Genomic DNA, 24,100 nt, shown 5'->3' on the forward strand with positions numbered 1-24,100 from the left:
CGCCCCACGAATCGCGGCCTGACCGTAGGGTCCGCTGCGCGGACCAGGCACTTGACCGTAGGGTCCGCTGTGCGGACCAGGCACCTCACCCAAGCTGCGCAATACGCCAGATCGCCGTGGCCTGGTTGGCCATCCACAGTTGCCGGGCCGCGATGCGCTCCGGCGTCCATTCCGCGAAGTCCTGAGCCAACTGACGGGTCATCGCAAAGCCGCTGTGCGCATAGGCGTCGCGTTTGACGGCGTAGGTGGCATTGCCCAGATTCCGATTGGTACCGGTCTGCATCAGCGTCATATTGCCCAACCGGTAGACCAGTGCCTCCGTCTCTTCGTCGGTGAACCTGTCCCAGCCCTCCTGGGGGTTCTGGGGCAAGACATGCTCCAGGGTGAAGGCGTCGCTGGTGAAGTCGAGCCCATGCTCGGGCGCCAGGTGCCGCTCCAAGTTGCAGAGGATATAGCGGGCCACGCGATTGTTGCGGGACTGGGTGGTGCGGATGGTTTTATCGGCGAAGGCGGCGCGGAATGGCGCATCGTCCGGGTAGATGCCCGCCATTGCACCGAGGGCCGCGCCGAGGGCGACAATGCCGCCGCTGGCGATCTGCGCGGCGACCTTGTTATAGATGCGTTCCTGCTCGGCGGGGCTATAGCCGCAGATGACATTGTAGCGTAGCGAAATGACGACGCAGGCGCGCACCAGTCCCGCGAAATCGGTGTCGGTGAAGGCGCGTCGACCCGCGAGCAGTAACGGAAACGGCTGGCGCACATTGAACGTGCGCAGCGTGCCGGCCAGGCCTTTGAGGTCCCTTGACCAGTCCGACACTTCCGGGGACGTCAGCGCCAGGTAAGCATCGAGATCCTCGTCCATGTCGCGCAGGAGTTGGAACACGGCCTCACGGGTCTTGATGTGTCCGCGAATGGTCTTGAACAGCTCCGCCTGACGGGCGAAATCGCGGCGGCTGTTCCAGTGCATGCGCAGAAAATCCGGAAAGCTCTCCGCGCCTAGGCGCCCGAGCATGGACTCCCAACGCCCTTCGAGGCTGCGCAGTTCGTGGTCGTTTTGGCCGCCGCGATCCAGCACCGAGAACAGATAGTTCTTGAGCAGATCGGTAGCGGAGAGTCGCACACCGCGGGCGTTGAGCGTCTCGAAGACCTTGTAGGCGTTGAGTTCGTCAGTGACGGTGATCACGGTGAAGAAGAGTCGGTCACTCAAGTCTTCCACCAGTTGGGCGAGGCGGCGGCCCTGGTCTCCGGTTTCTTGTTTGAGGATCTCACCGATCCGCTTGTCGAACCACTCGAACGCCTTGCGCAACAGATGTTCCGAGGCGCGAAAGCCGCGTCGCGGCAGGTGTCCCAACGGGACCAGATAGTCTTGAAAGTAGCTGTTGTTGTTGCGGTTGAGGACGAGCTTGGGGCGCGAGACCAGGGTGACCGGGTCAAGATAGCCGATGTAAGTCTGACGGATCTGCGTGACGCGCTGCGCGTTGGCGACGGGCTCCTTGCCAGCATCCACCAGACGTTGCAGGTGCTTCAGAATAGCCAGAATGACGATGGTGACGGTGGTCAGGCGCTGCTGACCATCAATAACCTCGAAGAATTTATCGTCTGGCGATTGCAGGACGAGATACCCCATGTAATGAGCCGGTTCGCCGCCGGGTTGCAGGGTACCCAGCAGGTCGAGCCACAGATCCTCCCACTCCTCGTCCGTCCAACTGTAATCACGTTGAAACCGCGGGATGCGGTAGGTCAGACCGTTGCCGATGAGCTTGCGAAAGGTGGTGTTCTCGGTTTTGAAGTTGGTAGCGGCCATGATGTCTCCGCGCGGCTTTTCAGCATAATCCACCCTACGAAAACGGGCTCCGTTGTAGGGTGGATAAGGCGCGCCGCTCGGTGTCAGGGACCCGGCACGGTGGTCGCGCGCGCCGCATCCACCAGGGGTCACGCGATGCCGCCAAAATTTGGAATTGCTGGTGATCTTGCAGGTATTGGAAGAAAGCCGCGGCGCGCGGTATTCTGGCACAGACCGAACAGCAACAGGAGAGTAGACATGGCGGAGATCGAGCTCGCGGACGTGCTGGTGGGGTTGCGCAGAGAACTGGCGCGGGCGCAAAAAGAGGCGGCAGCGGAGTCCTTACGGTTTCGTGTCGATGCCGTTGACCTCGAAATCAAGGTCGGTGTCACCAGTAAAGGCGGCGTCAAAGCCGGTCTTAAATTCTGCGTGGGCGAATTCGGAGTGGATGCCGGGCGCGAACTGGAGAATGTCCAGACCCTGCGTCTCAAGCTCGCCCCGATCAACCCCGATGGCAGCGACACCCTGGTCTCGGATCGCGACAAGAAATAGCCTCCAGCCCACGAAGCCTGCGCAGGTGCCGCGGTGATCCAGGACCTGGTAGTCGAGATCTTCGTGCCCGAGTGCGGAACCAATGGCGAGGAGGGCCAATTCGCGACCGGCTATCCGATCGCCCGCGACCGCATCCTCACCGCCCGCCATCCGTTGTTTCCTGCCCCCGGTCGTGACCCGAAACACCCCATCGAAATCCGCTGGCGCTGCCGGGACGTTGATCCGTGCTGGCGCCCGGTTGGGGACATTGTCTGGGAAGACCAGGGCTGGGACCTGGCCCTGCTCGCCTGCACCCTGCCGGAGCACATCGACCACTGGGGCGCCTTCCTCAGTGAAGAACGCCCGGTGCCCAATGCGCAGTGGTACAGCGTCGGCTTTCCGCGGGTCGGCGGCAAGCGCGACGGAGTGCGCGAGTCGTTCGGTACGGGCGGCTCAATCAAGGCCGACATCGACCGCGCGGATCGGTTCGACGTGGACGAGACCGCGGGTCCCGAGGACGCCGACGCCTGGAAGGGCGTCTCCGGCAGTCCGGTGTTCGTCGACTCGCGCATCTTCGGCGTGATCGTCTCTGTGCCGAAGGACGTCAAGGCGCGGCGTCTGTCCGCGGTGCCCATTTGGCGGCTGCTGCGTGAAGCGCCGGACTTTTGCGAGCAGATTGGTTATCAGCAGCGCAAGGACCGGCGGGAGGCCTTGGAGCATGCCGTATGCGCCGCGCTAGGGCCGGCCCCTGACGCCGTGCGGGCCGTCGCGAAGGAAATCCCTGGGCTCGCCGCGGATCTGGAAGGCCTGAGCGGCCCCGAGCGCGCGGCGACACTGGCCCGGCGCCTGCTGGGTTTGGAGATCGATCAGGTCGTCGTGGTCGCCGATCGCGCCTATCGCAAGCGCGCCGCCGCCCAGCCCGAGGCGGCCCAGGCCATCGCCGACGCGGTCCGCGCCATCTTGCCCGCGGTCTATGATCACGGGGTCGTGGAGACCGTGCGCAGCGCGTGCGGCGATGTCCAGGCCGGGCTGCTCGCACTCCCCGCTTATCACCATACGGTGGCCGAGATCATCATGGCCGGCGCCGACCGGCGTCCGTTGGAGCTGTGCGCACGCCGCGACGACAACCATTTCCCGAAGGGCCGGCTGCGTCTGCCAGAGCCCCCGGAGTGCGGCTTCGACGAGGACGGGCGGCAGGCTATGGCGGCCATCGAGGAGCACCTGGCACGCAAGCTCACGCTGGATCCGGATCAGGCCCAGGCGTTGGAGCGCGCGGTCGACGGCTTCATGATCGCGCGCTTTGCCGCGCGCTCGATGGCCGATGCCAAACGCAGTGACGCCAAGCCCTTGCCGCCCGCGAAATCAAGCACCAGGCCGACACGGGCAGGACGCATTACCTGATCCTCCGCGCTCCGGAGGAGGCTGATGACCACGAACGCCTGCGCACGGTCGCCCGGACGCTGTGTGCGCGTTATCTTGGGCTCATGTGTATCGAGCTTAGCAGCGCCTTCGAGCATGAGCTGAGCGAGATCGACCGCTTCCGGCCTTTCCTCGATCTGCTCCCCAAACAGCGACCGCAGCGCCCATGAGCTACCTCGACGCCCAACCCGGAACCATCGTCCGCTTGACCCGTTCGGCCACCGTACCCGAGCAAGTCCATGTCCTGGCCGCGGAGGAAATCGACGCCATCAATGCCGCCCTGGCGGCCAGGCGTCCGCTCCTGGTGCGCGGCGAGCCTGGCATCGGCAAGAGCCAGTTGGCACGGGCGGCAGCCAAGGCACTGGGCCGCGTCTTTCTCTCCCAGGTGGTGGATTCGCGCACCGAATCGCGCGATTTGCTGTGGCATTTCGACGCCGTGGCCCGGCTGGCCGACGCCCAGCTCTTCGGCGCCCTGGGCGCCTTCGGTGTGCGCCGGGCGCCGCACCCGGACCCCGGCCAAGCGGCGGATGCCTGCACCGCGGATTGGGCGGCATTGGAGGCGGCGGCGCGTGTCCGGCTGGCGGTCTCTCGCTATGTCCAGCCCCGCGCACTCTGGTGGGCCTTCGACTGGAACAGCGCCCTGGCGCAGGCCGGCGCGTTGGGGATCGAGTCCCCGCCCCAGCCCGATGGGGGCGATCCCCGGCAGGGTGCCCTGGTCCTCATCGACGAGATCGACAAGGCCGAGAGCGACGTGCCCAACGGGCTGCTCGAAGCACTGGGCGCCGGCAGCTTCACCCCGTTCGGCCGCCAGACCCCGGTGACCGCGGTGGGCGAACCGCCGCTGGTGGTCATCACCACCAACGAGGAGCGCACCTTGCCGGATGCCTTCCTGCGCCGCTGCCTGGTCCTGCACCTGCGTCTCCCGCGCGAGCGCGAGCCGCTCATCGCCCAGCTCGTGGGGCGCGCCGCCGCGCACTTCCCCGGGGCGGACCCGGAGATCCTGCGCCGCGCCGCGGGCCTCCTGGTCGAGGATCGCGAGACCGCCCGGCGCGAACACTGGCTGCCGCTGCCCGGCCAGGCTGAATATCTGGACCTGGTGCGCGCCGTGCTCGCGTTGGCCGGGGCGGGCCCCGGGGCCGCCGGGCTCACCGCCGCGGAAATCCTGGACCAGGTGGCGGGTTTCGTGCTTAGGAAGCACCCCGAAGCGGTCGCCGGGGTCGACCCGGAGGGGACGTGACGCCACTGGCCGCCGGCGGGCGCGCCGACCTGGTGCGAGCGCTCGCCGCCGCGGACCCGCGGCTGCTCGACATCACCGCGGCGCTGCTCGGCTATGTGCCCCGGGCGCGTCCGGAGACGAGTCAGGGTAGTTGCGTCCTTCGGCTGGTTGCGTTCGGGGCCGAGGCCCCCACGACGGCGCCGACGCCCCAAGCTAGCACACTGCTCCCCGCTCGCTTCTGGCAGGCGACCGAGTACCGGCCCCTGACCGATCCGGCCGCGCCTGAAACGCCGCTGCCGATCGCCGAGGTGCGTTGGACCGGGCGTCCCGGCGAAGACCCGGCGATCCGCCTGCTCTGCCCCTGGCGGCTGCTTCAACCGCGCCTGCGCACCCGCGCCGCCGCCAGGGTCGCGACCCGCACGCCCGACGTGGCGCGGATCGTCGCCCTGGTCAGTCGCGGGCGCCAACTCGCCCGCGTGCCCTACGAGCGGCGTCTGCGCTGGAGTCCGCGCGTGCAGCTCATCGTCGACCGCAGCGAGCGCCTGGTACCCATTTGGACTGATCAGGATGTCGTCGCCCGGCGCCTGGCGTCATTGCTGCCGATCCACGCGCTGGAGCGCGGCATCCTGTGGGAGGACCTGGACCGGCCGCGGCTGCTCGGGCGCGATGGCCACACCCTGGCCTACCGGATGCCGCCGCCCGGGTCCCTGGTGCTGGTGCTCGGGGACCTGGGCGGTGCGCAACGAGGCGATCCGGCGGTGTCGCGACACTGGCTGCGCCTGGGTGCCGCACTGCGCGCGGCCGGTTGTCGTGCGGTCGCGCTGACCCCGCTGCCGCTGTCGCGCTACGGACCTGGGCTGCGCGATGCCTGGGAGTTGATTCCTTGGGAGCGGGCGGGGGGAGCGGTACGGGGAGCGGTCCGCGCAGCGGACCCTACGGGGGGCCGTAGGGTCCGCTGTGCGGACCGGCGCACCCCCCGACAACAATGCACCCCCCGACAGCCTCGACGCCCGCGCGGAACGCCTGCTGCGCCTGGTCTCGCCCGCCGTGCGCATCGAGCCCGGATTCCTGCGCGCCGTGCGCCTGCTGCTGCCCGCCGCCGAGGCCGACGCCGGCACCGAGCTGGATGCCTGGCAGCACCCCGCGGTGATCAGTGCCGCTGCTGCCGGCGCGACGCTGGACCCTCAGTCTGCCGCGCGGCTGCGCGCCGACTTTGCCGACGAGTCCCCCGAACTCCAGCGGCAGGTGCTCGCCTTGCTGCGCGTCTGGCGCAAGCACGCCCCCCAGGAACTGTGGTTCGAGGAGATCCTGTCGCTCGCCCCGCCCTCGCGCGCCTTGCTGCCCGAGGCCGGCGATCTCGAACTGGCCGAACGCTTCTTTCGCCAGCTCAGCCAACGGGCGCGCGCCGTCCTGCCGGGTGGGGTGCCGGGTGCGGCGCTTGCCTGGTACCGCCGGTGCGAGCGGCGCCTGCCCGAGCACGCCTGGTCCGCGGGGGTCGTCGGGGAAGCGCTGCAACGCCTGTCCTGGGCGGTGCACGCGCAGGATCCCGGCTACCGGCCGCCGTCCGGGTTCGACCCCGCCTTTGCCCCCGTGGGTGCCGTCCGCCACTTGGAACTCTGCCAATTCGCAGACTGCCTGGAGGTCACCGTGGTTGGCGGCACGACCGCGGGCCGCGCTGGGCGCAGCCCGCTTGGACGCATCGAGAGCGGCAGCGGACTGATTCAGATCGTGCCCCTGGATGACCTGCCCCCCTGGGCGGATCGCCGCGGCACCGACGCGTACGGCGACTGGATCGAATTTTCGGTACCGGACCCGAGCGGCGGGCGCGTCACGCAGCGCCTGCGCTGGATCGCGCCTGGCACCTTCCTGATGGGCTCGCCGGAGGACGAGCCGGGGCGTTGGAAGGACGAAGGGCCGCGGCACCAGGTGACGATCGCGGACGGCTTCTGGCTCTTCGACACCCCCTGCACCCAAGCGCTGTGGGCGGCCGTGATGGGCGCCAATCCGAGCCGGCTTCAAAGTCCCGATCGGCCGGTGGAGCAGGTGAATTGGGAGGATGTCCGGGGATTCCTTGACCGCCTCAATGGGCTGATCCCCGGACTCGATTTGACCCTGCCGACTGAGGCCCAGTGGGAACATGCCTGTCGGGCCGGGACCGACAGCGCACTCTATACCGGCCCCATCGACATTCTGAGCGAGCTCAACGCTCCGGCCCTGGACCCGATCGCCTGGTACGGCGGCAACAGCGGGGTTGGCTTTGAGCTGGCAAACGGGTACGACTCGTCAGATTGGAAGGAGCAGCAGTATCCCAACCCCAAGTCCGGCACCCACCCGGTGGGCGAGAAGCAGCCGAACCCCTGGGGCCTCTACGATATGTTGGGCAATGTCAGGGAGTGGGTCGAAGACCATTGGCACGCCGACTATTCCGGTGCGCCGACCGATGGTTCGGCGTGGCTTGCTGCCACTGGCGCGAGCCGGGTTATCCGCAGCGGTGCCTCGGACGACCGCGCGCGCAACTGCCGTTGCGCCTTCCGCCAAAGGTTCGCGCCCGCTGTCCGTTTCGACTTCCTCGGCTTCCGTTGCGCCCGAGTTCAGGTTTGTGAGCCAGGCGGGCCGGCAGGGGCCGGAGGCAGCGGAGCGCCCGGATCGGGTGCTGCCCGGCCCGCGGAGCGGAACAGGCCGGGCGGCACCCGATCCGGTCGCGGAGCGGACTTTGGCAGGTCGGAGCCTTTGCGCCTGGACAGCGCCGCGCCTGCGGCGGTGACGCTGCCCGATGCCCCCGCGGTCGAGGTGCGCACCGAGCGCGCCATCCTCACCCTGCGCCGGACCACGCGCCCCGCCTGGGCCAGTGCCATGGGCCGTGACCGCTACGGCCTGTGGGCCGAGATCGCCATTGAGCCCGACACGGGCGGCGGCCAGCCGGTCATCCAGCGCCTGCGCTGGTGCCCGCCGGGGCGCTTTCTCATGGGGTCGCCGGACGACGAGCCGGGCCGTTTGAGCTGGGAAGGTCCGCGCCATCCGGTGACGCTGGGCGCGGGCTATTGGCTCTTCGATACCCCCTGCACCCAGGCCCTGTGGGCGGCGCTGATGGGCGAGAATCCAAGCACCTTCAAGACGCCGGACCGGCCGGTCGATGGGGTGAGTTGGGACGAGGCACAAAGCTTCGTCGCCGCGCTGAATCGGCGTCTTGCCGGCGCTGACGCCGCCGACGCGCGCTTCGTGCTGCCGAGCGAGTCGCAATGGGAATACGCCTGTCGTGCCGGCAGCGAGTCCGCACTCTATACCGGCCCGATCACGATCCTGGGCGAGGCCAATGCCCCGGCGCTGGACCCGATCGCCTGGTACGGCGGCAACAGCAATGTCGGGTTTGAACTGGATAGCGGGCTTGAGCTGTCGTGGCTGAAGGATTTGCAATACCCTGTGGGCACCGCCGGAAGTCATCCGGTCAAAGGCAAACTGCCCAATGACTGGGGTTTTTACGACATGCTCGGCAACGTTTTTGAATGGATGCAAGATGCCTGGCATGACGGGTACGATGGCGCACCGTCAGATGGTTCTGCTTGGCCCTCCGATGCCGATGCCGATGCCGATGCCGATGCCGATGCCGATGCCGATGCCGCTGGCGCGGACCGGGTGGTCCGCGGCGGTTCCTGGGACGGCTACGCGCGCTACTGCCGTTGCGCCGCCCGCAACGGGAACGCGCCCGGCAGCCGTAACTACGACCTCGGCTTCCGTTGCGCCCGAGTTCAGGTCAGTGAGTCGGTCGGGCCGGCCGCGGAGCGCGCCGGACCTGCCGCTGCCCGGCCCGCGGTAGCGGATCAGGCCGGGCGGCGGCAGGTCCGGCGTGCGGAGCCGGAGCAGGCGGGGCTGTGGGGTCGGCTGAAAGGTTTCTTTGGCGGATCGGGATCCCCGTAGGGTCCGCTGCGCGGACCAATACCCTGCGCCCATCGGCAAGTCCCGTAGTTCGGGTTAGGCGCGCGTGCCTTGACCCTGACAAACGAATACTGACCGTTGACGCGCGCCGTAACCCGACATCCCGGCTGCCGGCAATTCCATTTTGGGCGGCATCGCGCGGCCCTTGGTGGATGCGGCGCGCGCGACCGCCGTGCCGGGTCCCTGACACCGAGCGGCGCGCCTTATCCACCCTACAATGGAGCCGGTTTTTTTCAACGCGATACGTCGGTCGCGCAAACCACCCGCGCGGCGATCGACCCGAAGCGTTCAATCATCGATCGTTCCTGGTGTTCTTTGTGCCTTTGTGCCTTTGTGAGAGTCATTTCCGGATTCAAGTTTATTGGCTGACCCGATGGGTCATCTGAATCCCCCGTACAGCGTTCCTGGCGCCTCGTCGTGAGCAATTCCCGGACTTAACTTAATGCTGCCCACCGCCCCGCCGCGCTCCATCGACCCCTCCCGACACCCCTTGGTCAAGGGCGCCGCGCCCGCCTGGGCCAGCGCCTGGGGAGAGGACCGCTTCGGCGTCTTTGCCGCCTTCAGCCTCGGCGACCTGGTGCAGCGCCTGCGCTGGATCCCGGCCGGAGTCTTCCGCATGGGCTCGCCGGAGGATGAGCCGGGCCGCGACAGCGATGAGGGTCCGCAGCATGTCGTGCAGATCGGGCGCGGCTTCTGGCTGTTCGATACCCCGTGCACCCAGGCGCTCTGGGTACGGATCATGGGCGAGAACCCCAGCCGCTTCCAAAGCCCGGATCGGCCGGTGGAGCGGGTGAGTTGGGACGACGTGCAGCGCTTTCTCGAGCGGATCGAGGTCGAGGTCCCGGGGCTGGGCCTGAGCCTGCCGACCGAAGCGCAATGGGAACATGCCTGCCGGGCGGGGAACGGGACGGCACTCTACCAGGGACCGATTGAGATCCTGGGCAAGAACAATGCGCCGACGCTCGACCTCATCGCCTGGTATGGCGGCAACAGCGGGGTGGGGTTCGAGTTGGCGGATGGGTACAACTCCGCGACTTGGCCCGAGATGCAGTATCCCAATCCCACGTCCGGCAGCCACCCGGTGGCCGGTAAGGAACCGAACCCCTGGGGTCTTTACGACATGCTCGGCAATGTCTGGGAATGGTGCGCCGATGGCAAACGCACCTATGACGCGCGGTGGGAGCAGGATCCGGTCGGTCCGCTCGACGCTGGCGCGAGCCGGGTGGTCCGCGGCGGTTCCTGGTACGACGTCGCGCGCTACTGCCGTTGCGCCTTCCGCGGCAGGTACGCGCCGGCTATCCGTAACCTCCCCCTGGGCTTCCGTTGCGCCCGAGTTCAGGAATCGTGAAGGCGGGCCGGCCTGGTGCGGGTCCCTGGGCGCCGAAAAAGACCAGATTTCACGTCAAGACGCCAATTTTTTCAATGTTTTATCTTCGTGCTTTGACCATCGTTCCGGCCGCAAGAAAACCGGAGGTCGAGGCTTTAGCCGGTGGATCTCGCGTTTGGGCTGCGCTCGTCCGGCTAACGGCCATGGTCAGGAACATCAAGCCACCCCGGAAGATGAAAGTCCCTCGTGGGAGCGGCGTCCCGCCGCGATGCGGTGCCGCGGTGACCGCGAACGCTGCGGCTGTGCGCCCGGCCCCATCGCGGCGGGACGCCGCTCCCACGGGGTCGCCACGCGACTTTCACGGTAAAGCCTCGACCTCCAGTGCGGGAGGCCCGGTCGTCGGCCGGAACGATGATCAAGACCTCTCTGCGTTTGGCGACTCGCCCGATGGGTGATCTGGAGGTCTCGCACATCCCTCTATTTTTCTTGGCGCCTTAGCGTCTTGGCGTGAGTAACTACCGGATTTAGAGTGAGAGACCCGCCCAACGCTACATCGCCAAATCCAAATCCTCCTGCACCTTGGCGACGCCGGCCAGCGCGCATTCCTCATCGGTTTCGCCGGCCGGTGCGCCGCTGACGCCCACCCCGCCGGCCAGGGCCGATCCGCCGACCAGGATCGGCACGCCGCCGGCGGACATCACCAAGCCGTCGATGCGGCCGATGGGGCTGTTGGCGCGGTCCTTCATGGCGGAGGTGGCGGCGTTGAAGTTGACCGCGGTGCGGGCCTTCTGCTCACTGATCGGCACCGTGATGGGTGCGGCGATGGTGTCGCGCAGCGTGACCTGCACCGTGCCGTCGCGATCCACCACGGTGACGCCGATCTGTATGCCTTTCTCGCGGCAGGCGGCGATGCTGCCCTGGGCGATCTTGAGCGCGGTATCCAGCGACAGGCGTTTGACCTGGATCACCATGGGCTCCGCGGCCAGGGCGGGGGTGCAGACGGCGATCAGGGCAAGCGGAATCAGCTTCTTGAACATGGGGTGCTCCTCGGGTGACGGGGTATGACAACGATTGTATTCGTTGTTTAACTTAGGTGATTTCCAGGAAAGGATCTACCGCCGTTTAGGGGCGACTAAAGTCGCCCCTATAGTCGCCGTTTAACGTCAACGTCAGCCCGTGACCTTGTGGGAGCGGCGTCCCGCCGCGATGCGGTGCTGCGGTGATCTCTAAGGCTTGCGGCTCCGCGGCCGGCCCCGTCGCGGCGGGACGCCGCTCCCACGGGGTCGCTACGCGACTGTTGCGGTTAAGCCTTGACCCGCGGTCGTCTTGCGGCCGGAATGACGATCAGTGCCGCAACAGGCTCACTCAGCCATAGTGCCGCTCGACATAGTCATCCACCATCCGCTTGAATTGCGCGGTGATATCGTCGCCCTTGAGGGTCGCGACTTTCTCGCCGTCGACGAAGACGGGCGCCGACGGGCGCTCGCCGTTGCCCGGCAGGCTGATGCCGATGTTGGCGTGTTTGCTCTCGCCGGGGCCGTTCACCACGCAGCCCATCACCGCGACCTGGAGCGTTTCCACCCCCGGATAGCGGGAACGCCAGTGCGGCATCTGTTCGCGCAGGTAGCCCTGGATGTCCTGGGCCAGGTGCTGGAAGGTGTCGCTGGTGGTGCGTCCGCAGCCGGGGCAGGCGGTGACCATGGGGGCGAAGGAGCGCAGGCCCATGGTCTGGAGGATTTCCTGCGCCACCTGCACCTCGCGGGTGCGCGCCTCCCCCGGCGCCGGGGTGAGCGAGACGCGGATGGTGTCGCCGATGCCTTCCTGCAACAGCACGGCCAGGGCCGCGGTGGAGGCGACGATTCCCTTGGAGCCCATCCCGGCCTCGGTCAATCCCAGATGCAGGGCGTGGTCCGAACGGGCGGCCAGCATGCGGTAGACGGCGATCAGATCCTGCACGCCGCTCATCTTGCAGGACAGGATGACGTGGTCCTTGGGCAGGCCCAGCTCCACGGCGCGCGCGGCATTGGCGACCGCGGATTCCACCATGGCCTCGTGCATCACGCGCTCGGCCGATAGGGGAGCGGCGCTGCGGGCATTTTCATCCATCATGCGCACGATCAGATCCTGATCCAGGCTGCCCCAGTTGACGCCGATGCGCACCGGCCGGTCATAGCGGCAGGCGATCTCGATCATGGTGGCGAACTGGCTGTCGCGCGTCGCGCCGCTGCCCACGTTGCCGGGGTTGATGCGGTATTTGGCCAGGGCCTGGGCGCAGTCCGGATAGTCGGTGAGCAAGCGGTGGCCGTTGAAATGGAAGTCGCCGATCAGCGGCACGTTGCAGCCCTGGGCGTCCAGCGTGCTGCGGATTTGCGCCACCGCGCGGGCGGCGGACTCGGTATTGACCGTGATGCGGACCAATTCGGAGCCGGCCTCCGCCAGTTCCGCCACCTGGCGCACCGTGGCCGCGACGTCGGCGGTGTCGGTGTTGGTCATGGACTGGACGACGATGGGCGCGCCGCCGCCCGCGGTCACCGGCCCGATGCGCACCGGAACCGTGACACGGCGCTGGATCGGGGATTGGATGGAGGAGGGGACTGAACTCATGCTGACCTCGCCGCTGTTGCGGCACGATTTCTTGAATGAAAACCTGAGCTGATCGCGTGTCCTGGTAGGGCGTTTCGTCTTATCTTGCGGGTCCGTGCTCGCTGCGAGGTACCATCCGTGGCGACTTCCTTCCGGCATCCTGCCGGAATGACGGTTGAGCGATCCCGCTCATCTTGCAGGTCCGTGCTTGCTGCGAGGTACCGTCCATGGCGCTGGATTCCGGCATCCTGCCGGAATAACGGTTGAGCGATCCTGCTCATCTTGCAGGTCCGTGCTCGCTGCGAGGTACCATCCGTGGCGACTTCCTTCCGGCATCCTGCCGGAATGACGCTGCACAGCACTTCCGCAGCAACCAGCATGGTGCCGTCTGCGAGGCTGATGGTGGATGCGCTGCGCTTATCCACCCTACAAAATCCCCGTAGGGTCCGCTATGCGGACCGAACCGCTATGCGGACCGAACCGCTGGGTTGGCGGCGAGGTCCTTGGTCGTTGGTCCGCGCAGCGGACCCTACGGCAACGGGGACCGCAGCCCCTGGATGATCGCAATATAGTCCGGGTCCTCCTGGGCAATCACCCCGTGGCGAATCAGGAAGTCGATCACCACCAGGTTGCAGTTGAGCTTGAACTCGTCGGTGTCGCGGACCAACCGGGCCACTTCCGCCGCCGGCATAAGGGTGAATGACTCGACCTCGCCGTCGGTGCAATGCGGTACGAAGGATTCCGGCAACTCCAGGTCATAGCAGTACATCAGATCCGGTTTCAGCCCCCGCGCCGCGTCACGGCAGTAGGTGATGGCGCTGACGGGTACGGCCTGATCCGCGATGGCGGTTGGAATCGCCGCCTCTTCATGACACTCCTTGCGCAGATTGTCCCGCAGGCTGACCCCGTAGGGCAGGCCGCCGGCGACCAGATTATCCAGATGCAGCGGCGAGACGCGTCGATTGGCCGACCGGCGCCCGACCCAGAGTTGGATCTGCTGCCCCGGATCGCCGCGCCCGGTGCGCACGAAGCCGTTCAGGTGCTGCCCGAAAGCCCGGACGCCGAACCAGGGTGCCGCCGCGCGGTCGATCAGACAACGTGCCTGATCGCGCCGGTTCGGGGTCACGGCATAGGGCTCGCCCTGCAGTGCCTCGATCAAGCCCGCCGCCACCAGGACCTCGACCATCTCCGCCAGGACCGCGGAGCGCGCCGCCATGCTGTCCGGTGCGCCGTACCAATCGACCCGTACATCATCGACCTGGAACTGCTCCGGCCAGCGCTTCAGGTGCGCCGCCAGGGTGCGCCGCACCGCGCCGACGCGCTCGCCCGCCAGCATCCAGGGTAGAAAATCGGCCGGGTTGCAGGCGTTGCAAGCCCGAATTTTATCAAGATAGCTCATGAATGTGCCTTGGCGTCATCCCATAGACGCTCCATCTCGGTGCGCATCTGCGGTCCCGGCCGCGCGCCCTGCGCGGCCAGCCCCGCTTCGATGTGCGCGAAGCGCCGCTCGAAGCGATGGTTCGCGGCCCGCAGTGCCTGTTCGGCATCGACTCCCAGATGGCGCGCCAGGTTGACGCAGGAGAACAGCAGGTCGCCGACTTCGTGTACTCGTTCAGTCGGATCCGTCTGTTCAGGGAGGGTCGCGTGACATTCGTCCAATTCCTCGCGAACCTTGTCGAAGACGCCGGCGATGGCGTCCCAGTCGAAGCCGACCGCGGCCGCCCGCCGCTGGAGTTTCTCCGCCCGCACCAGGGCCGGCAGCGCCGCCGCCACACCCGCCAGGACACTCTGTGCCGTGTCGGCGCGGTCGCCGCCTTGCGCCTGCGCCGCGCGTCCACGCTCCGCGGCCTTGGCCTGCTCCCAGTGGTGCCGCACCGCCGCCGCGTCGCTCAGCTCCGCATCGCCGAACACGTGCGGGTGGCGCCGGATCAGCTTGTCGCAGATGGCGCGAACCACATCGGGGAAGGCGAAGGCGCCTTGCTCCTGCGCCATACGCGCGTGAAAGACCACCTGCAACAGCAGGTCACCCAGTTCGTCGCGCAGATCCTCCAGGGTGCCGCTCTCGATGGCCTCGGCGACCTCATAGGCTTCCTCCAGGGTGTAGGGCAGGATGGTGCTGAAGGTCTGCGCCAGATCCCAGGGGCAACCGTCGGTCGGGTCGCGCAAGCGGGCCATGATGGCCAACAGAGTGTCGATGGAGGTCTGATCAGACATTGCATTCGATCCGGGTGGTGGCCGGTAATCTGGGGTTCGGGGTTCGGGGTTCGGGGTTCGGGGTTCGGGGCCGCGCCGCTCATGGCGCCTGCTTGACGACAGTGACCAGCGGGCTGGCGGCCACCTCGCTGAACTTGGCGCAGTCCCCCGGTGCGGTATTGAACCGGTTGAGCGTGTCCAGGGTGCAGCGCCCCGGGTCCGTGACGGCGATGCGGCGGATCTGCTTGCATTGCACCCCTTGGAAGGTGATGTCGCGATAGGTCTGCTCGCTTGGCCGCAGCTCCGAGAAACTCTTGGTCTGGGTGTCGTAGGGCACGTCGCCGTCGATGATCGCCGTGAGTCGGAAGGACAGTTCGCTGATCTTGTAAGGCAAGTTGTTGGTCAGCGTGATGCCGTACTTGCAGGCATTCGGGAAGGCCTTGCGGGTATGGATGCTCAGCACCGCCGCGGGGCGGGTGCCCTGGGTGACCGGCGGGTGCTGTTGCAGGTCGGGCGGCGCGGCGGCCGGGGCCTTGGCCATCAGGCCGATATCCGTGGCCATATCCGCGCAGCCGGCGGTCAGCAGCAGCCCCATCAGGCCGAACGCGCCGAGCACCCCGGCGGCGGATGGATTGGCTCGAACAACGGACATGAGGCGACCTCCAGCGGGACTTCGACAGACTCCGGGCGTGCCGTGCGCGGCGCGACCGGACCGCGGCCGTCAGAACTGTCCGGTGCGCAGCAGCACCAGGGTACAGGCGTGCTCGTGGGGAATGCCGGCCAAATGCAGGGCGGTCTCCAACTCACGCGACTCGGCGCCCGGATTGAGGATGACCCGTCCCGGACGCAGGTCCACGATCGCCTGGATCTCGTCATGGACGCGGTCCGGACCCATGTACAGGGTGAGGGTATCGACCGGGCCCGCGATCGACGCCAGGGAATGAACCACCGGGATATGCTCGATCTGGTGTGCTTTCGGGTGCACCGGAATAACCCGATAACCCTTCTCCTTGAGGAGCTTCACCGCCTGGAACGAATAGCGCACCGGCTTGGGGCTGGCCCCCAGCACAACGACTGTATGATCTTCTGGTTTGCGTAGCCTGTGCACCCCATTACCCCCTTGCCGGAAAACCAGCATGTTAGCGGAAGCCGTCACCGCAGGTCCATGCCGGCAGCAAGACTGACGGTGGATGTGCTTCGATAATCTACGACAAAACCTGCTCCACTGTAGGGTGGATAAGGCGCGCCGCTCGGTGTTAGGGACCCGGCACGTCGGTCGCGCGCGCCGCATCCACCGGCCGCGCGATGCCGCCTAACCATGGAATTGCTGCCATGTCGGCCAACGGTCATCATTTTGAGGAAGACGCAATGTGTGGACGCTTCATCCAGTGCTCCGACCCGCAGACCTATGCCGACGCCTTCGACCTGGAGTCGCACGCGGCCTCGGCGGGCGAAGCGCGACCGCGTTACAACATCGCCCCCAGCCAGAACATTCTGGTCATCCGGGTCGGCGCCGACGGCAAACGGCGCCTGGACCCCTTGCGCTGGGGGCTGGTCCCGGCCTGGTCGAAAGGCCCGGACAACCGCTACTCCATGATCAACGCCCGCGCCGAGACCCTCACCGAGCGGCCCGCCTACCGCACCGCGTTTCGCGAGCGCCGCTGCCTGATCCCGACCGAGGGCTTCTACGAATGGCGCACCGAATGTGCCGGCCGGCAGCCCTATCTGATCCGCCGGACCGACCGGCGGCCCTTCGCCATGGCCGGACTCTGGGAGCACTGGGTCGGCACCGCGCAGACCGGCCCCATCACCTCGGTCACCATCATCGTCACCGCCGCCAACGCCGCCATCGCGCCGGTCCACGACCGCATGCCGGTTGTCCTGAGTCCCGCGCACCATGCCGCCTGGCTCGACCCGGCCAGGCGCGACCCCGCCGCGCTGCACGACCTGCTCCAGAGCGCCCCGGCCGCCGACTGGACCCTGGAGCCCGTCAGTCGACGCGTCAACCATGTCCGCGACGACGACCCCGGGCTCATCGAGCCGCTGACGGCGGATTCGATAAAATGATTGACAGCACAGCCGATCACCGGCATATTACCGCGCTCAGCGACGGCCGGCTCAGCGGTGCCGTTCACGATCAATCAGCCCGCAGGCATGCGCGGCTGGATAAAGCCTCCACGGACGGGGCACCCCAGATAAGCGCCCGTAGCTCAGTTGGATAGAGCACCTGGCTACGAACCAGGGGGTCGGGAGTTCGAATCTCTCCGGGCGCGCCAATAAAGACAACGGCTTAGACTCAATCGGGTCTAGGCCGTTCTTGTTTGCGCAACCACTAAGCAACCACGCGGGGCAAAGTCACCCTGTGTCCGCTCTCGTCGAGCCGACGAACGGTAGGGTTCCAATGGGTGCGTCGGCCGAGTCCAATTCGACCTTCGCGCGTTTCAAAATCACATGCACGGGGCTCGCCGTAGGCGGGTGATGGGCATGGATGATAGGTGCCGACACCCTTGCCCCTCGCAACCAGCCGGCAGCCTGTCGGCCAGGGCCGCCAGCTCGGGGCGTTCGTCGGTGTGGTCCAGGTCGAGTACGGCACCGTTCCCGTCAAATTATACCTTTCCTGTCAACGATTTCGCCCACGCCCACGGGCCGGAAGCGCGACAACCTCCGCCGGGGTTAGGCGGTGAAGGGGCCGCCTTTTCGGGGATCAGCCTAGACCCGGCCGAGCGGGTTAAATCAGCTTTCCGACCTTGAGCAAGACGCCCACGATGATGCTTGTTTGCAATATTCCCGCACCAATGACCCAGCGGGTTAGCTCGGCTTTGCTTTCGGCAATCCGGGTGTTCGTCTCGGCAATCTTCGCTTCAAGTCGCAACTCGGATTCCCGAATATCGCGCTTCAGTTCCAGTCGCAACGCTTCAATATCGCGCCGCAGGTTGTTCTCGTGTTCGGCTGTTTCGGCCTTGGTCGCCATTTGCCGATCCAGGATTTCGGCCAATGCGCGAGACTGGGTTTCGGCTTGCTGCGGGCTGAATCCGCCCGCCTTGAGGGTGTCGGCATAGGCCAGGGTGTCAAGAATGAAGCTGGTCATGTCCTCAGCCCTCGGTCAATTCAAGGTGTCCATGCTGACTTGGTGCCTGGCGTCGGTCTCATCGCCAAAGGTCACTTCGCGCTTGACCAAGGCCATGGCACCGTCAAGGCTCGTCATGCGGTGTTTCAGGCCGCTGACGTCATCGGCAATCTGATCGACCCGGCCGCGGATGTGGCGCCAGTGTTCCAGGATCAGGCTTTCAATGTCGGCGGTCATCGTGGGTTCTCCGGGTGAAGGGGGTCGGGTCTGGGGATCTTCAGTGTTCGCCGGGAGTCACTTCGCCCCCGTGCGGGCGCGGGTTGGAAACTCGGTAACCTCAGCGGTGGGATGCTCCTCAGCACGGGTTGGGACAAGGCCAACCATGTCCTGGCATTTTTTTCACTCGGCATGCTGGGCTTGAATACATTTCCCGGACCTGCATGGCGGGTGGCAGCGGGCCTGTTGGGGTATGGCGTACTGATTGAGGTTCCTCAACTGGCCGTCCGGTTAGGCTCCGCTAACCCGACCTACGCGGCGCGGGCAACGGAAGACGGCCGCAACAGCGATTCAGGACGAAAATCCGCACCCAGGTGCAGATCGGCCGGCGTGATGTCCAGCATGGCACACTGGGATAAGAGCGTTGACAGTGCCTCGTAGTAGCCCATCAGACGCCCTTCGTCATAGGCGGACGACGCATTCAACGCCATGGCCGCGCCCTTCAGAGATTGGGCGGTCTCTTCCAGGACCAGCAGTGCGTCTTGCTGTTTGCTCATGGATCAGGCTCCGTAAGAATTCGCTCTAGGATTTCAATTTGCTCGGTAAAATTGGCGATCTCTTTCGGCCAATATTGGTTGACGAGGGGTTGAGTTGACGCTCGGACAGCTCGGGCGATACCCATTTCAGCGGGTTTGCGATCTTTTCTCGGTGGATTTCGACCTGATTGCGCAACGAGCGGATTGCGCGATTCAATTCACCAGTCGATTTACTCGCATGTCCGATCAGGACGCCTGCGTGCCGGCCGCCTGACTTTGCGATCTCGTAGGCCGATGGTTTCATCAGGGTTGAGTATAGCATGGCGGTTCGGCTCCATTCTCACGCTCAACCCTTGTTCCGGAAGGTGAAAAAGAGTCCATGATCGAATCCGGCTACGTCGAACTCCCCGTCATCGCCTGGCTCTCCGGCCACGGCAGCGCCACCCGGCAACCACGGCCTGGGGCTGGACCTACCGCGACGACCCGGCGATGGCGGCCTCGGGCGCCCCGTTGACGGACCCGCTGGTGATTCCTGCGGCCCGTTTCCCGCTGGGCGCGGGCCTTGGCCACGGCTTCAGTAACCCGGGGTCGGTGCGGGGCAGAAGCACCGGACGGCGGTCCGGTGAGTCGGACCGCGATCCTCCGTGCGCTCGCGTGGTCCGAGCACAGAGGGTGACGCACATGAGCTACCTCGACAAACTGCGCCTTACGTCACGGTCCGTGACGCTGGCTATGTGGTAAAGATCTGAAACGGGGAGTTACCGTCGCAACCGTCGGTCAAGCCCACCGTCTCGGTTGACGTGGCGCGGTGTATCATCCCTATGCAAGCCCCAAACAAATGAACAGATCGCCATCATCACCGCGGGTAAGCGGTGCCGCGGGCCGCCAACCCCCGCCAGCGACCGCAAGGAGTCACGCCCAGCCCATGGCCTCCATCGCCCCCGCCCGCAAGCCTTTGGAGTACCGTTTCGACCAAGCGTCCTTCGGTCGGCACCAGACCTTCCACCTGCGCTACGCCTGGCTGACCAAGGGGTTCCAGGCCATGAGCGTCGATCCCCGGGCCTTCGACGCCGACGAGTCCACCGTTACCTTGGGCGTCGGCAAAAACATGGTGGCCGCTATCCACTACTGGCTCCAGGCGACCCGCATCGCCGAGCGCAGGCCCGCGGGTCTCTGCCCCACCGCCCTGGGTCAGGCCGTGTTCGCAGCAGACGGGCTCGACCCCTATCTGGAAGACGAGGCCACGATCTGGCTGATCCACTGGCTGCTCGCCACCAACGGCGCCCAGGCGACCGTCTGGCGCTGGTTCTTCAACCACTTCCACCAGGCCGAGTTTTCGCTTCCCGAGGCTGGCAATGCCCTGACCCGTTTCGTCCAGGAGCGGCTCGGCAACAAGGCCCCGCCCAAGACCATGATCAATGATCTGCGCATCCTGATGCGCATGTACGAGCCCTCCGCCATCGGCCCCCGCGTCCACCTGGAAGACGCACTGGACTCCCCCCTGTCGCTGCTCGGGTTGGTGCGTGCGCTGCCCGAATCCCACCGCCACCGCTCCGCCGCCGAGGAGCGGGACGGGCCACCCGACGGCGTCTTCGGCTATGCGATCGCAGACCTGTTCGACCAGATTGGCCTGCGCACCCTGCCGATGGCCGAACTGATGTACGGACGCCCCGGGTTTCCCGCCCTCGGCGCCGTGTTCCGCCTGACCGAAAACGCCCTCATTACCAAGCTGGAGCGCATCATCCGCCGCCTCCCCGGGCGTTTCGCCCTGCGCGAGCAGGCCGGGGTCCACCAGCTCTACAGCCTGCGCGACATCATCGACCCCATGGACTACCTTCGCTCCCACTACCGCCCGGGCCAGCCGGCCGACACCCGATGAGCCTGCAAGAGCGCATCAGCGTCAACACCCACTACACCCGCTCCGCCAATCTGGAGCGGGACATCGATTCACTCGAAGGGGTGGAAACCTACATTCCGACCGCTCGTAGCCTGGACACCCTGAGCCGCATCATTAAAGGCTTCGACACCACCGAAGCACCCCGCGCCTTTTCTCTCGTCGGACCCTACGGTGCCGGCAAGTCATCCTTCGCCGTCTTCCTCTCCCATCTGCTCGGCGACGAGACTTACGAGACCGGTGCCGCTGCCAGGCATGTCCTGGCCCGGTTCGACCACACCTTGGCCGAGCGCTTCTCGGCCTTAGGCGCCGGTACTGCCGGCCACTGCTGCGTCCTGCTCACGGGCAGCCCTGAGCCCCTCGCCGAACGACTCGCCATTGCCCTCTTACACGGAGCCAACGAATTCTGGCGCGATCGGGGCCGTCGCCCGGCCATCCTCGGTACTCTCGAAGACTTGGCCCAAGGCGGGCGCCTGCGGCCCAGCGATGTCGGCCCGGTGATCGGTCAATTGCAGGTCGCCATTACCAAGGCCCAGGGCAACGGTCTGCTCTTAATCATCGACGAACTAGGCAAATTCCTGGAGTACGAGGCCCGTCACGGCGCCAACGACATCTACCTCCTGCAAGCCCTGGCCGAGCACGCCGTCCGCCAGCATGGAGCGCCGCTGAACCTCGTGGTCCTGCTCCATCAATCCTTCGAGCAATACGCCCAGCGCCTTGGCGAGACCCTGCGCAACGAATGGACCAAGGTCCAGGGCCGCTTCGAGAACATTGCCTTCCTGGACCCTGCCGACCAGACCCTGCGCATCGTCGCCGCTGCCTGTCGCCAACGCCTCGATGCCGACGAACAAGCCTTGGTGCGGCGCGGTGCAGCGAAGGCCGCGACCGCACTCCTGGCGGAAGGTGCGCTGCCCGCGGCCCTAGGACTCACCGAGGCTACGGACCTGCTCGCCGCCTGCTACCCGCTTCACCCGGTCGGCGCCCTGCTGCTTCCGCCGCTCTGCCAGCGCGTGGCCCAGAATGAACGCACCCTGTTCAGCTACCTGGGTAGCCAGGAACCCTACGGCTACCGCGATAGCCTGACGCGGCTCGAGCGGGTGGGCGACAGCATCCCGCCCGCGGAGATCTACGATTACTTTATTCTCAACCAGCCCGCCGCCTCGACCTCCCACCACACCCATCGCCGCTGGAACGAGGTCATTACGGCACTCGAGCGTCTCGGCGACGCCCCGCCCGCGCAGATCGCTCTGCTCAAGTCCGTCGGTCTGCTCAACATCATCGGCGCTCAAGGCAACCTCAAGGCGTCCCCGTCGATCATCGCCCTGTGTGTTGGCGACGATGCCCAACCCCTGATCGACGACCTGCTCGCCCGCTCGCTTATCCAGTTCCGGCGCTTCAGCAACGAATACCGCGTCTGGGCTGGCAGCGATTTCGACCTCGAAGGCGAATTCGCCCGCGCCCGTGCGGAGTTCGACGAAATCGACATCGTGACCACCCTGGCAGAACGCCCGGCGCCGCGCCCCTTGGTCGCTCGCCGCCACAGCATAGCCACTGGCACGCTACGCTGGTTCCAACCTGTCTACACGGATCTGGATCGTTGTCTTGACCTGGATGCCGATCCAACTTCCCCGCGGCTGCTTCAGCTCTTGCTGGATGCGGATGACGACCAGGCAGAACTCGCCCAGACCCTCAGCGCCCTACCCGTGAGCGATCTGGCCGTTGTGTGCACAAACGCCGACCTACTCCGGGAGGTCCTCATTGAGGTCATGGCCGGTGAAACCCTGCGTCGACAGGCCCAAGGATTGCAGGGCGATCCGGTCGCCGAGCGCGAACTGCGCGAACAACAGGCGGCGGCCGAGCGGCGTCTTGAGCAAGAGCTTAGCCGGGTCTTTGCCGACCCGGGCGAGGCGCGCTGGTATTGGCAAGGCGGCGAGTTGCCCATTGGCGACAAGGGGGACCTTCAGCGCACACTCTCCATGATCCTCGATCGTTGCTACCGCCATGCGCCCCTGCTGCGGAATGAACTGATCAACCGTGATCAACCCTCCGGTCAGGCCGCAGCCGGTCGCAATAAACTGCTCGTCGCCATGTTCGAGCATGCGGATCAGGAGGATCTGGGAATCGCCAAATTCCCACCCGAGAAGGCTATGTACCGCGCTCTGCTGCGCGCCCCCGGCCTGCATCGGCAGGAAAAAGGCGTGTGGGGCTTTCACCGACCGCCGGAATCCGACCTCTATCGCTTCGGTCCACTGTTCGACGCTTTCGATGCACACCTGCTCGCACATGAAGGTTCACCCCTCCCGCTGCCCGATCTTTTCGGGGCAATGAGTTTGCCGCCTCACGGGATCAAGCCCGGTGTCATGCCGATCTTGCTAATGGCCTACTACCTCGCCCACCAACGCGAAATCGCACTGTACGAAGACTCCGTCTTTTGCCCCAGCTTCGGGGGCGAGCAACTGGAACTGCTGGCCAGGCGTCCTGAGCGCTTTGCCATCGAGCGCTTCCGCTTACAGGGTGGGCGCTTAGTACTGTTCCGCAAATATCTGGAGACGATCGTCGGACGGATTCCGGAGCCCGCCACGCTGCTCGACATCATCCGGCCGCTCGCCAAGTTCATGCGTGCCCTGCCGCCCTATGCGCAAAAGGCATCGCATCTGAGCGGCCCCGCCGTGGCGATTCGCGAGACCTTTCCACGTGCCCGCGGTCCGGCCGCGCTCCTGTTTGAGACCCTCCCGCGCGCCTGTGGCATTGCACCCATTGCAATCACAGATGCGGACGAGACCCTGATGGACGACTATTTGCACACCCTCGTTGCCGGACTGCGGGAGTTACGCGACGCCTATCCCGGAATGGTCGACGACTTTCAGCAGAGACTTGCGCGAGTCTTCGGACTGGATGCCGGGTTGGCCCTAGTCCAGCTACGTCAGGCGTTGACCGCTCGCTTTCAGGGTTTGGATCGCTATGCTGGGGAGAATCGACAGGATCTGCGCACCTTCATCCGACGCCTGACTGCCGGACACCATGATGATCAACCTTGGTTAGAGTCTGTCATGACCCTGGTCGGCAAGACTCCGCCACAGAAGTGGGCCGACGAACAACGGCTTTATGCCATCGAGTACCTTAGCGACTTGGCGGTGCGTCTGCGTGACTTGGAAACGCTGGACCGGGCCGTCCAAGCACGTCCAGCGGGCCAAGATCGCGAAGTTATCCTCCTGCGGACGGTCTCCAGCGCGGACGGCGAACGGGCCGGCCGCATCGCCTATATCAATCCCGAACAGCGACCTCTGATCGACGCCCAGGCCGAGCGTATTAACGCCTTACTAGCGAACTTTGAAGACCAAGAGTTGCGACTTGCTATCATTGTGAAATTACTTCAAGCAGAGACCTAAGTGGGAGTTAAAA

At 66.1% G+C, this 24,100-nt stretch carries 20 protein-coding genes and 1 tRNA gene; 9 read left to right on the top strand and 12 right to left on the bottom strand.

What is annotated here, in order from left to right:
- Positions 1 to 85: 85 nt before the first annotated feature.
- Complete coding sequence (locus A39O_RS0110010; RefSeq protein ID WP_020504519.1) at positions 86 to 1,804, bottom strand: DUF262 domain-containing protein; 1,719 nt, start codon at positions 1,802 to 1,804, stop codon at positions 86 to 88.
- Positions 1,805 to 2,041: 237 nt separating this feature from the next.
- Between A39O_RS0110010 and A39O_RS0110015 the strand changes: the two genes are divergently transcribed.
- The 3 genes from A39O_RS0110015 (at position 2,042) to A39O_RS0110030 (ending at position 4,970) form a co-directional block, all read left to right on the top strand.
- Positions 2,042 to 2,335 carry a trypco2 family protein gene (locus A39O_RS0110015; RefSeq protein ID WP_020504520.1) on the top strand — a complete coding sequence of 98 codons (294 nt, stop codon included), beginning with the start codon at positions 2,042 to 2,044 and terminating at the stop codon, positions 2,333 to 2,335.
- 33 nt (positions 2,336 to 2,368) lie between these two features.
- Positions 2,369 to 3,715, top strand: a complete 1,347-nt coding sequence (locus A39O_RS0110020; protein WP_020504521.1) for a trypsin-like serine peptidase — start codon at positions 2,369 to 2,371, stop codon at positions 3,713 to 3,715.
- 184 nt (positions 3,716 to 3,899) lie between these two features.
- Complete coding sequence (locus tag A39O_RS0110030; RefSeq protein WP_020504523.1) at positions 3,900 to 4,970, top strand: AAA family ATPase; 1,071 nt, start codon at positions 3,900 to 3,902, stop codon at positions 4,968 to 4,970.
- A 569-nt stretch (positions 4,971 to 5,539) separates the two neighbouring features.
- Here the strand turns inward: A39O_RS0110030 and A39O_RS40655 are convergent.
- The gene (locus A39O_RS40655) at positions 5,540 to 5,719 is read right to left on the bottom strand and encodes a hypothetical protein (RefSeq protein WP_157639933.1); all 180 of its coding nucleotides are present in this window, start codon (positions 5,717 to 5,719) and stop codon (positions 5,540 to 5,542) included.
- A 187-nt stretch (positions 5,720 to 5,906) separates the two neighbouring features.
- On the opposite strand from A39O_RS40655, the gene A39O_RS42635 reads away from it, so the two are divergent.
- Positions 5,907 to 8,864 (top strand): formylglycine-generating enzyme family protein, encoded by a 2,958-nt coding sequence (locus A39O_RS42635; protein WP_020504525.1) that lies wholly within the window; start codon positions 5,907 to 5,909, stop codon positions 8,862 to 8,864.
- A gap of 460 nt (positions 8,865 to 9,324) precedes the next feature.
- Positions 9,325 to 10,230 (top strand): formylglycine-generating enzyme family protein, encoded by a 906-nt coding sequence (locus A39O_RS0110045; protein WP_020504526.1) that lies wholly within the window; start codon positions 9,325 to 9,327, stop codon positions 10,228 to 10,230.
- A gap of 527 nt (positions 10,231 to 10,757) precedes the next feature.
- Here A39O_RS0110045 and A39O_RS0110050 read toward each other — a convergent pair.
- The 6 genes from A39O_RS0110050 to A39O_RS0110075 form a co-directional block, all read right to left on the bottom strand.
- On the bottom strand, positions 10,758 to 11,246 hold the full coding sequence (locus tag A39O_RS0110050; protein WP_020504527.1) for a GlcG/HbpS family heme-binding protein: 489 nt from the start codon (positions 11,244 to 11,246) through the stop codon (positions 10,758 to 10,760).
- Between the two features lie 328 nt (positions 11,247 to 11,574).
- On the bottom strand, positions 11,575 to 12,813 hold the full coding sequence (ispG, locus tag A39O_RS0110055; protein WP_040527635.1) for a flavodoxin-dependent (E)-4-hydroxy-3-methylbut-2-enyl-diphosphate synthase: 1,239 nt from the start codon (positions 12,811 to 12,813) through the stop codon (positions 11,575 to 11,577).
- A 508-nt stretch (positions 12,814 to 13,321) separates the two neighbouring features.
- Positions 13,322 to 14,191: a DUF4743 domain-containing protein gene (locus A39O_RS0110060; protein WP_020504530.1), complete on the bottom strand. Its 870-nt coding sequence runs from the start codon at positions 14,189 to 14,191 to the stop codon at positions 13,322 to 13,324.
- Positions 14,188 to 15,006, bottom strand: a complete 819-nt coding sequence (gene mazG, locus A39O_RS0110065; protein WP_020504531.1) for a nucleoside triphosphate pyrophosphohydrolase — start codon at positions 15,004 to 15,006, stop codon at positions 14,188 to 14,190. Before mazG ends, A39O_RS0110060 begins: the two co-directional genes overlap by 4 nt.
- Before the next feature lie 79 nt (positions 15,007 to 15,085).
- On the bottom strand, positions 15,086 to 15,637 hold the full coding sequence (locus A39O_RS0110070) for a hypothetical protein (RefSeq protein WP_157639935.1): 552 nt from the start codon (positions 15,635 to 15,637) through the stop codon (positions 15,086 to 15,088).
- A 69-nt stretch (positions 15,638 to 15,706) separates the two neighbouring features.
- On the bottom strand, positions 15,707 to 16,054 hold the full coding sequence (locus A39O_RS0110075) for a CoA-binding protein (protein ID WP_020504533.1): 348 nt from the start codon (positions 16,052 to 16,054) through the stop codon (positions 15,707 to 15,709).
- 299 nt (positions 16,055 to 16,353) lie between these two features.
- Here A39O_RS0110075 and A39O_RS0110080 point away from each other — a divergent pair, with 299 nt between their 5' ends.
- Positions 16,354 to 17,052, top strand: a complete 699-nt coding sequence (locus tag A39O_RS0110080) for an SOS response-associated peptidase (RefSeq protein WP_026199294.1) — start codon at positions 16,354 to 16,356, stop codon at positions 17,050 to 17,052.
- 132 nt (positions 17,053 to 17,184) lie between these two features.
- Positions 17,185 to 17,261: transfer RNA gene (locus A39O_RS0110085), tRNA-Arg, on the top strand.
- A gap of 452 nt (positions 17,262 to 17,713) precedes the next feature.
- Here the strand turns inward: A39O_RS0110085 and A39O_RS0110090 are convergent.
- From A39O_RS0110090 to A39O_RS40660, 4 genes are all read right to left on the bottom strand, one after another.
- On the bottom strand, positions 17,714 to 18,073 hold the full coding sequence (locus A39O_RS0110090; RefSeq protein WP_020504535.1) for a CCDC90 family protein: 360 nt from the start codon (positions 18,071 to 18,073) through the stop codon (positions 17,714 to 17,716).
- A 15-nt stretch (positions 18,074 to 18,088) separates the two neighbouring features.
- Positions 18,089 to 18,289, bottom strand: coding sequence for a hypothetical protein (locus tag A39O_RS0110095; RefSeq protein ID WP_020504536.1), 201 nt, complete (start codon positions 18,287 to 18,289; stop codon positions 18,089 to 18,091).
- Between the two features lie 290 nt (positions 18,290 to 18,579).
- Complete coding sequence (locus A39O_RS0110100) at positions 18,580 to 18,825, bottom strand: hypothetical protein (protein WP_020504537.1); 246 nt, start codon at positions 18,823 to 18,825, stop codon at positions 18,580 to 18,582.
- A gap of 25 nt (positions 18,826 to 18,850) precedes the next feature.
- A complete protein-coding gene (locus A39O_RS40660; protein WP_211211563.1) occupies positions 18,851 to 19,108 on the bottom strand; it encodes a hypothetical protein in 258 nt (85 codons plus the stop codon).
- 621 nt (positions 19,109 to 19,729) lie between these two features.
- On the opposite strand from A39O_RS40660, the gene A39O_RS0110105 reads away from it, so the two are divergent.
- Together A39O_RS0110105 and A39O_RS0110110 are read left to right on the top strand one after the other, a co-directional pair.
- The gene (locus A39O_RS0110105; protein WP_020504538.1) at positions 19,730 to 20,683 is read left to right on the top strand and encodes a DUF4007 family protein; all 954 of its coding nucleotides are present in this window, start codon (positions 19,730 to 19,732) and stop codon (positions 20,681 to 20,683) included.
- The gene (locus tag A39O_RS0110110) at positions 20,680 to 24,087 is read left to right on the top strand and encodes a hypothetical protein (protein WP_020504539.1); all 3,408 of its coding nucleotides are present in this window, start codon (positions 20,680 to 20,682) and stop codon (positions 24,085 to 24,087) included. The genes A39O_RS0110105 and A39O_RS0110110 overlap by 4 nt, the downstream gene beginning before the upstream one ends.
- Positions 24,088 to 24,100 lie beyond the last annotated feature (13 nt).

Source organism: Lamprocystis purpurea DSM 4197, from assembly GCF_000379525.1.
GTDB classification, from domain to species: domain Bacteria; phylum Pseudomonadota; class Gammaproteobacteria; order Chromatiales; family Chromatiaceae; genus Thiodictyon; species Thiodictyon purpureum.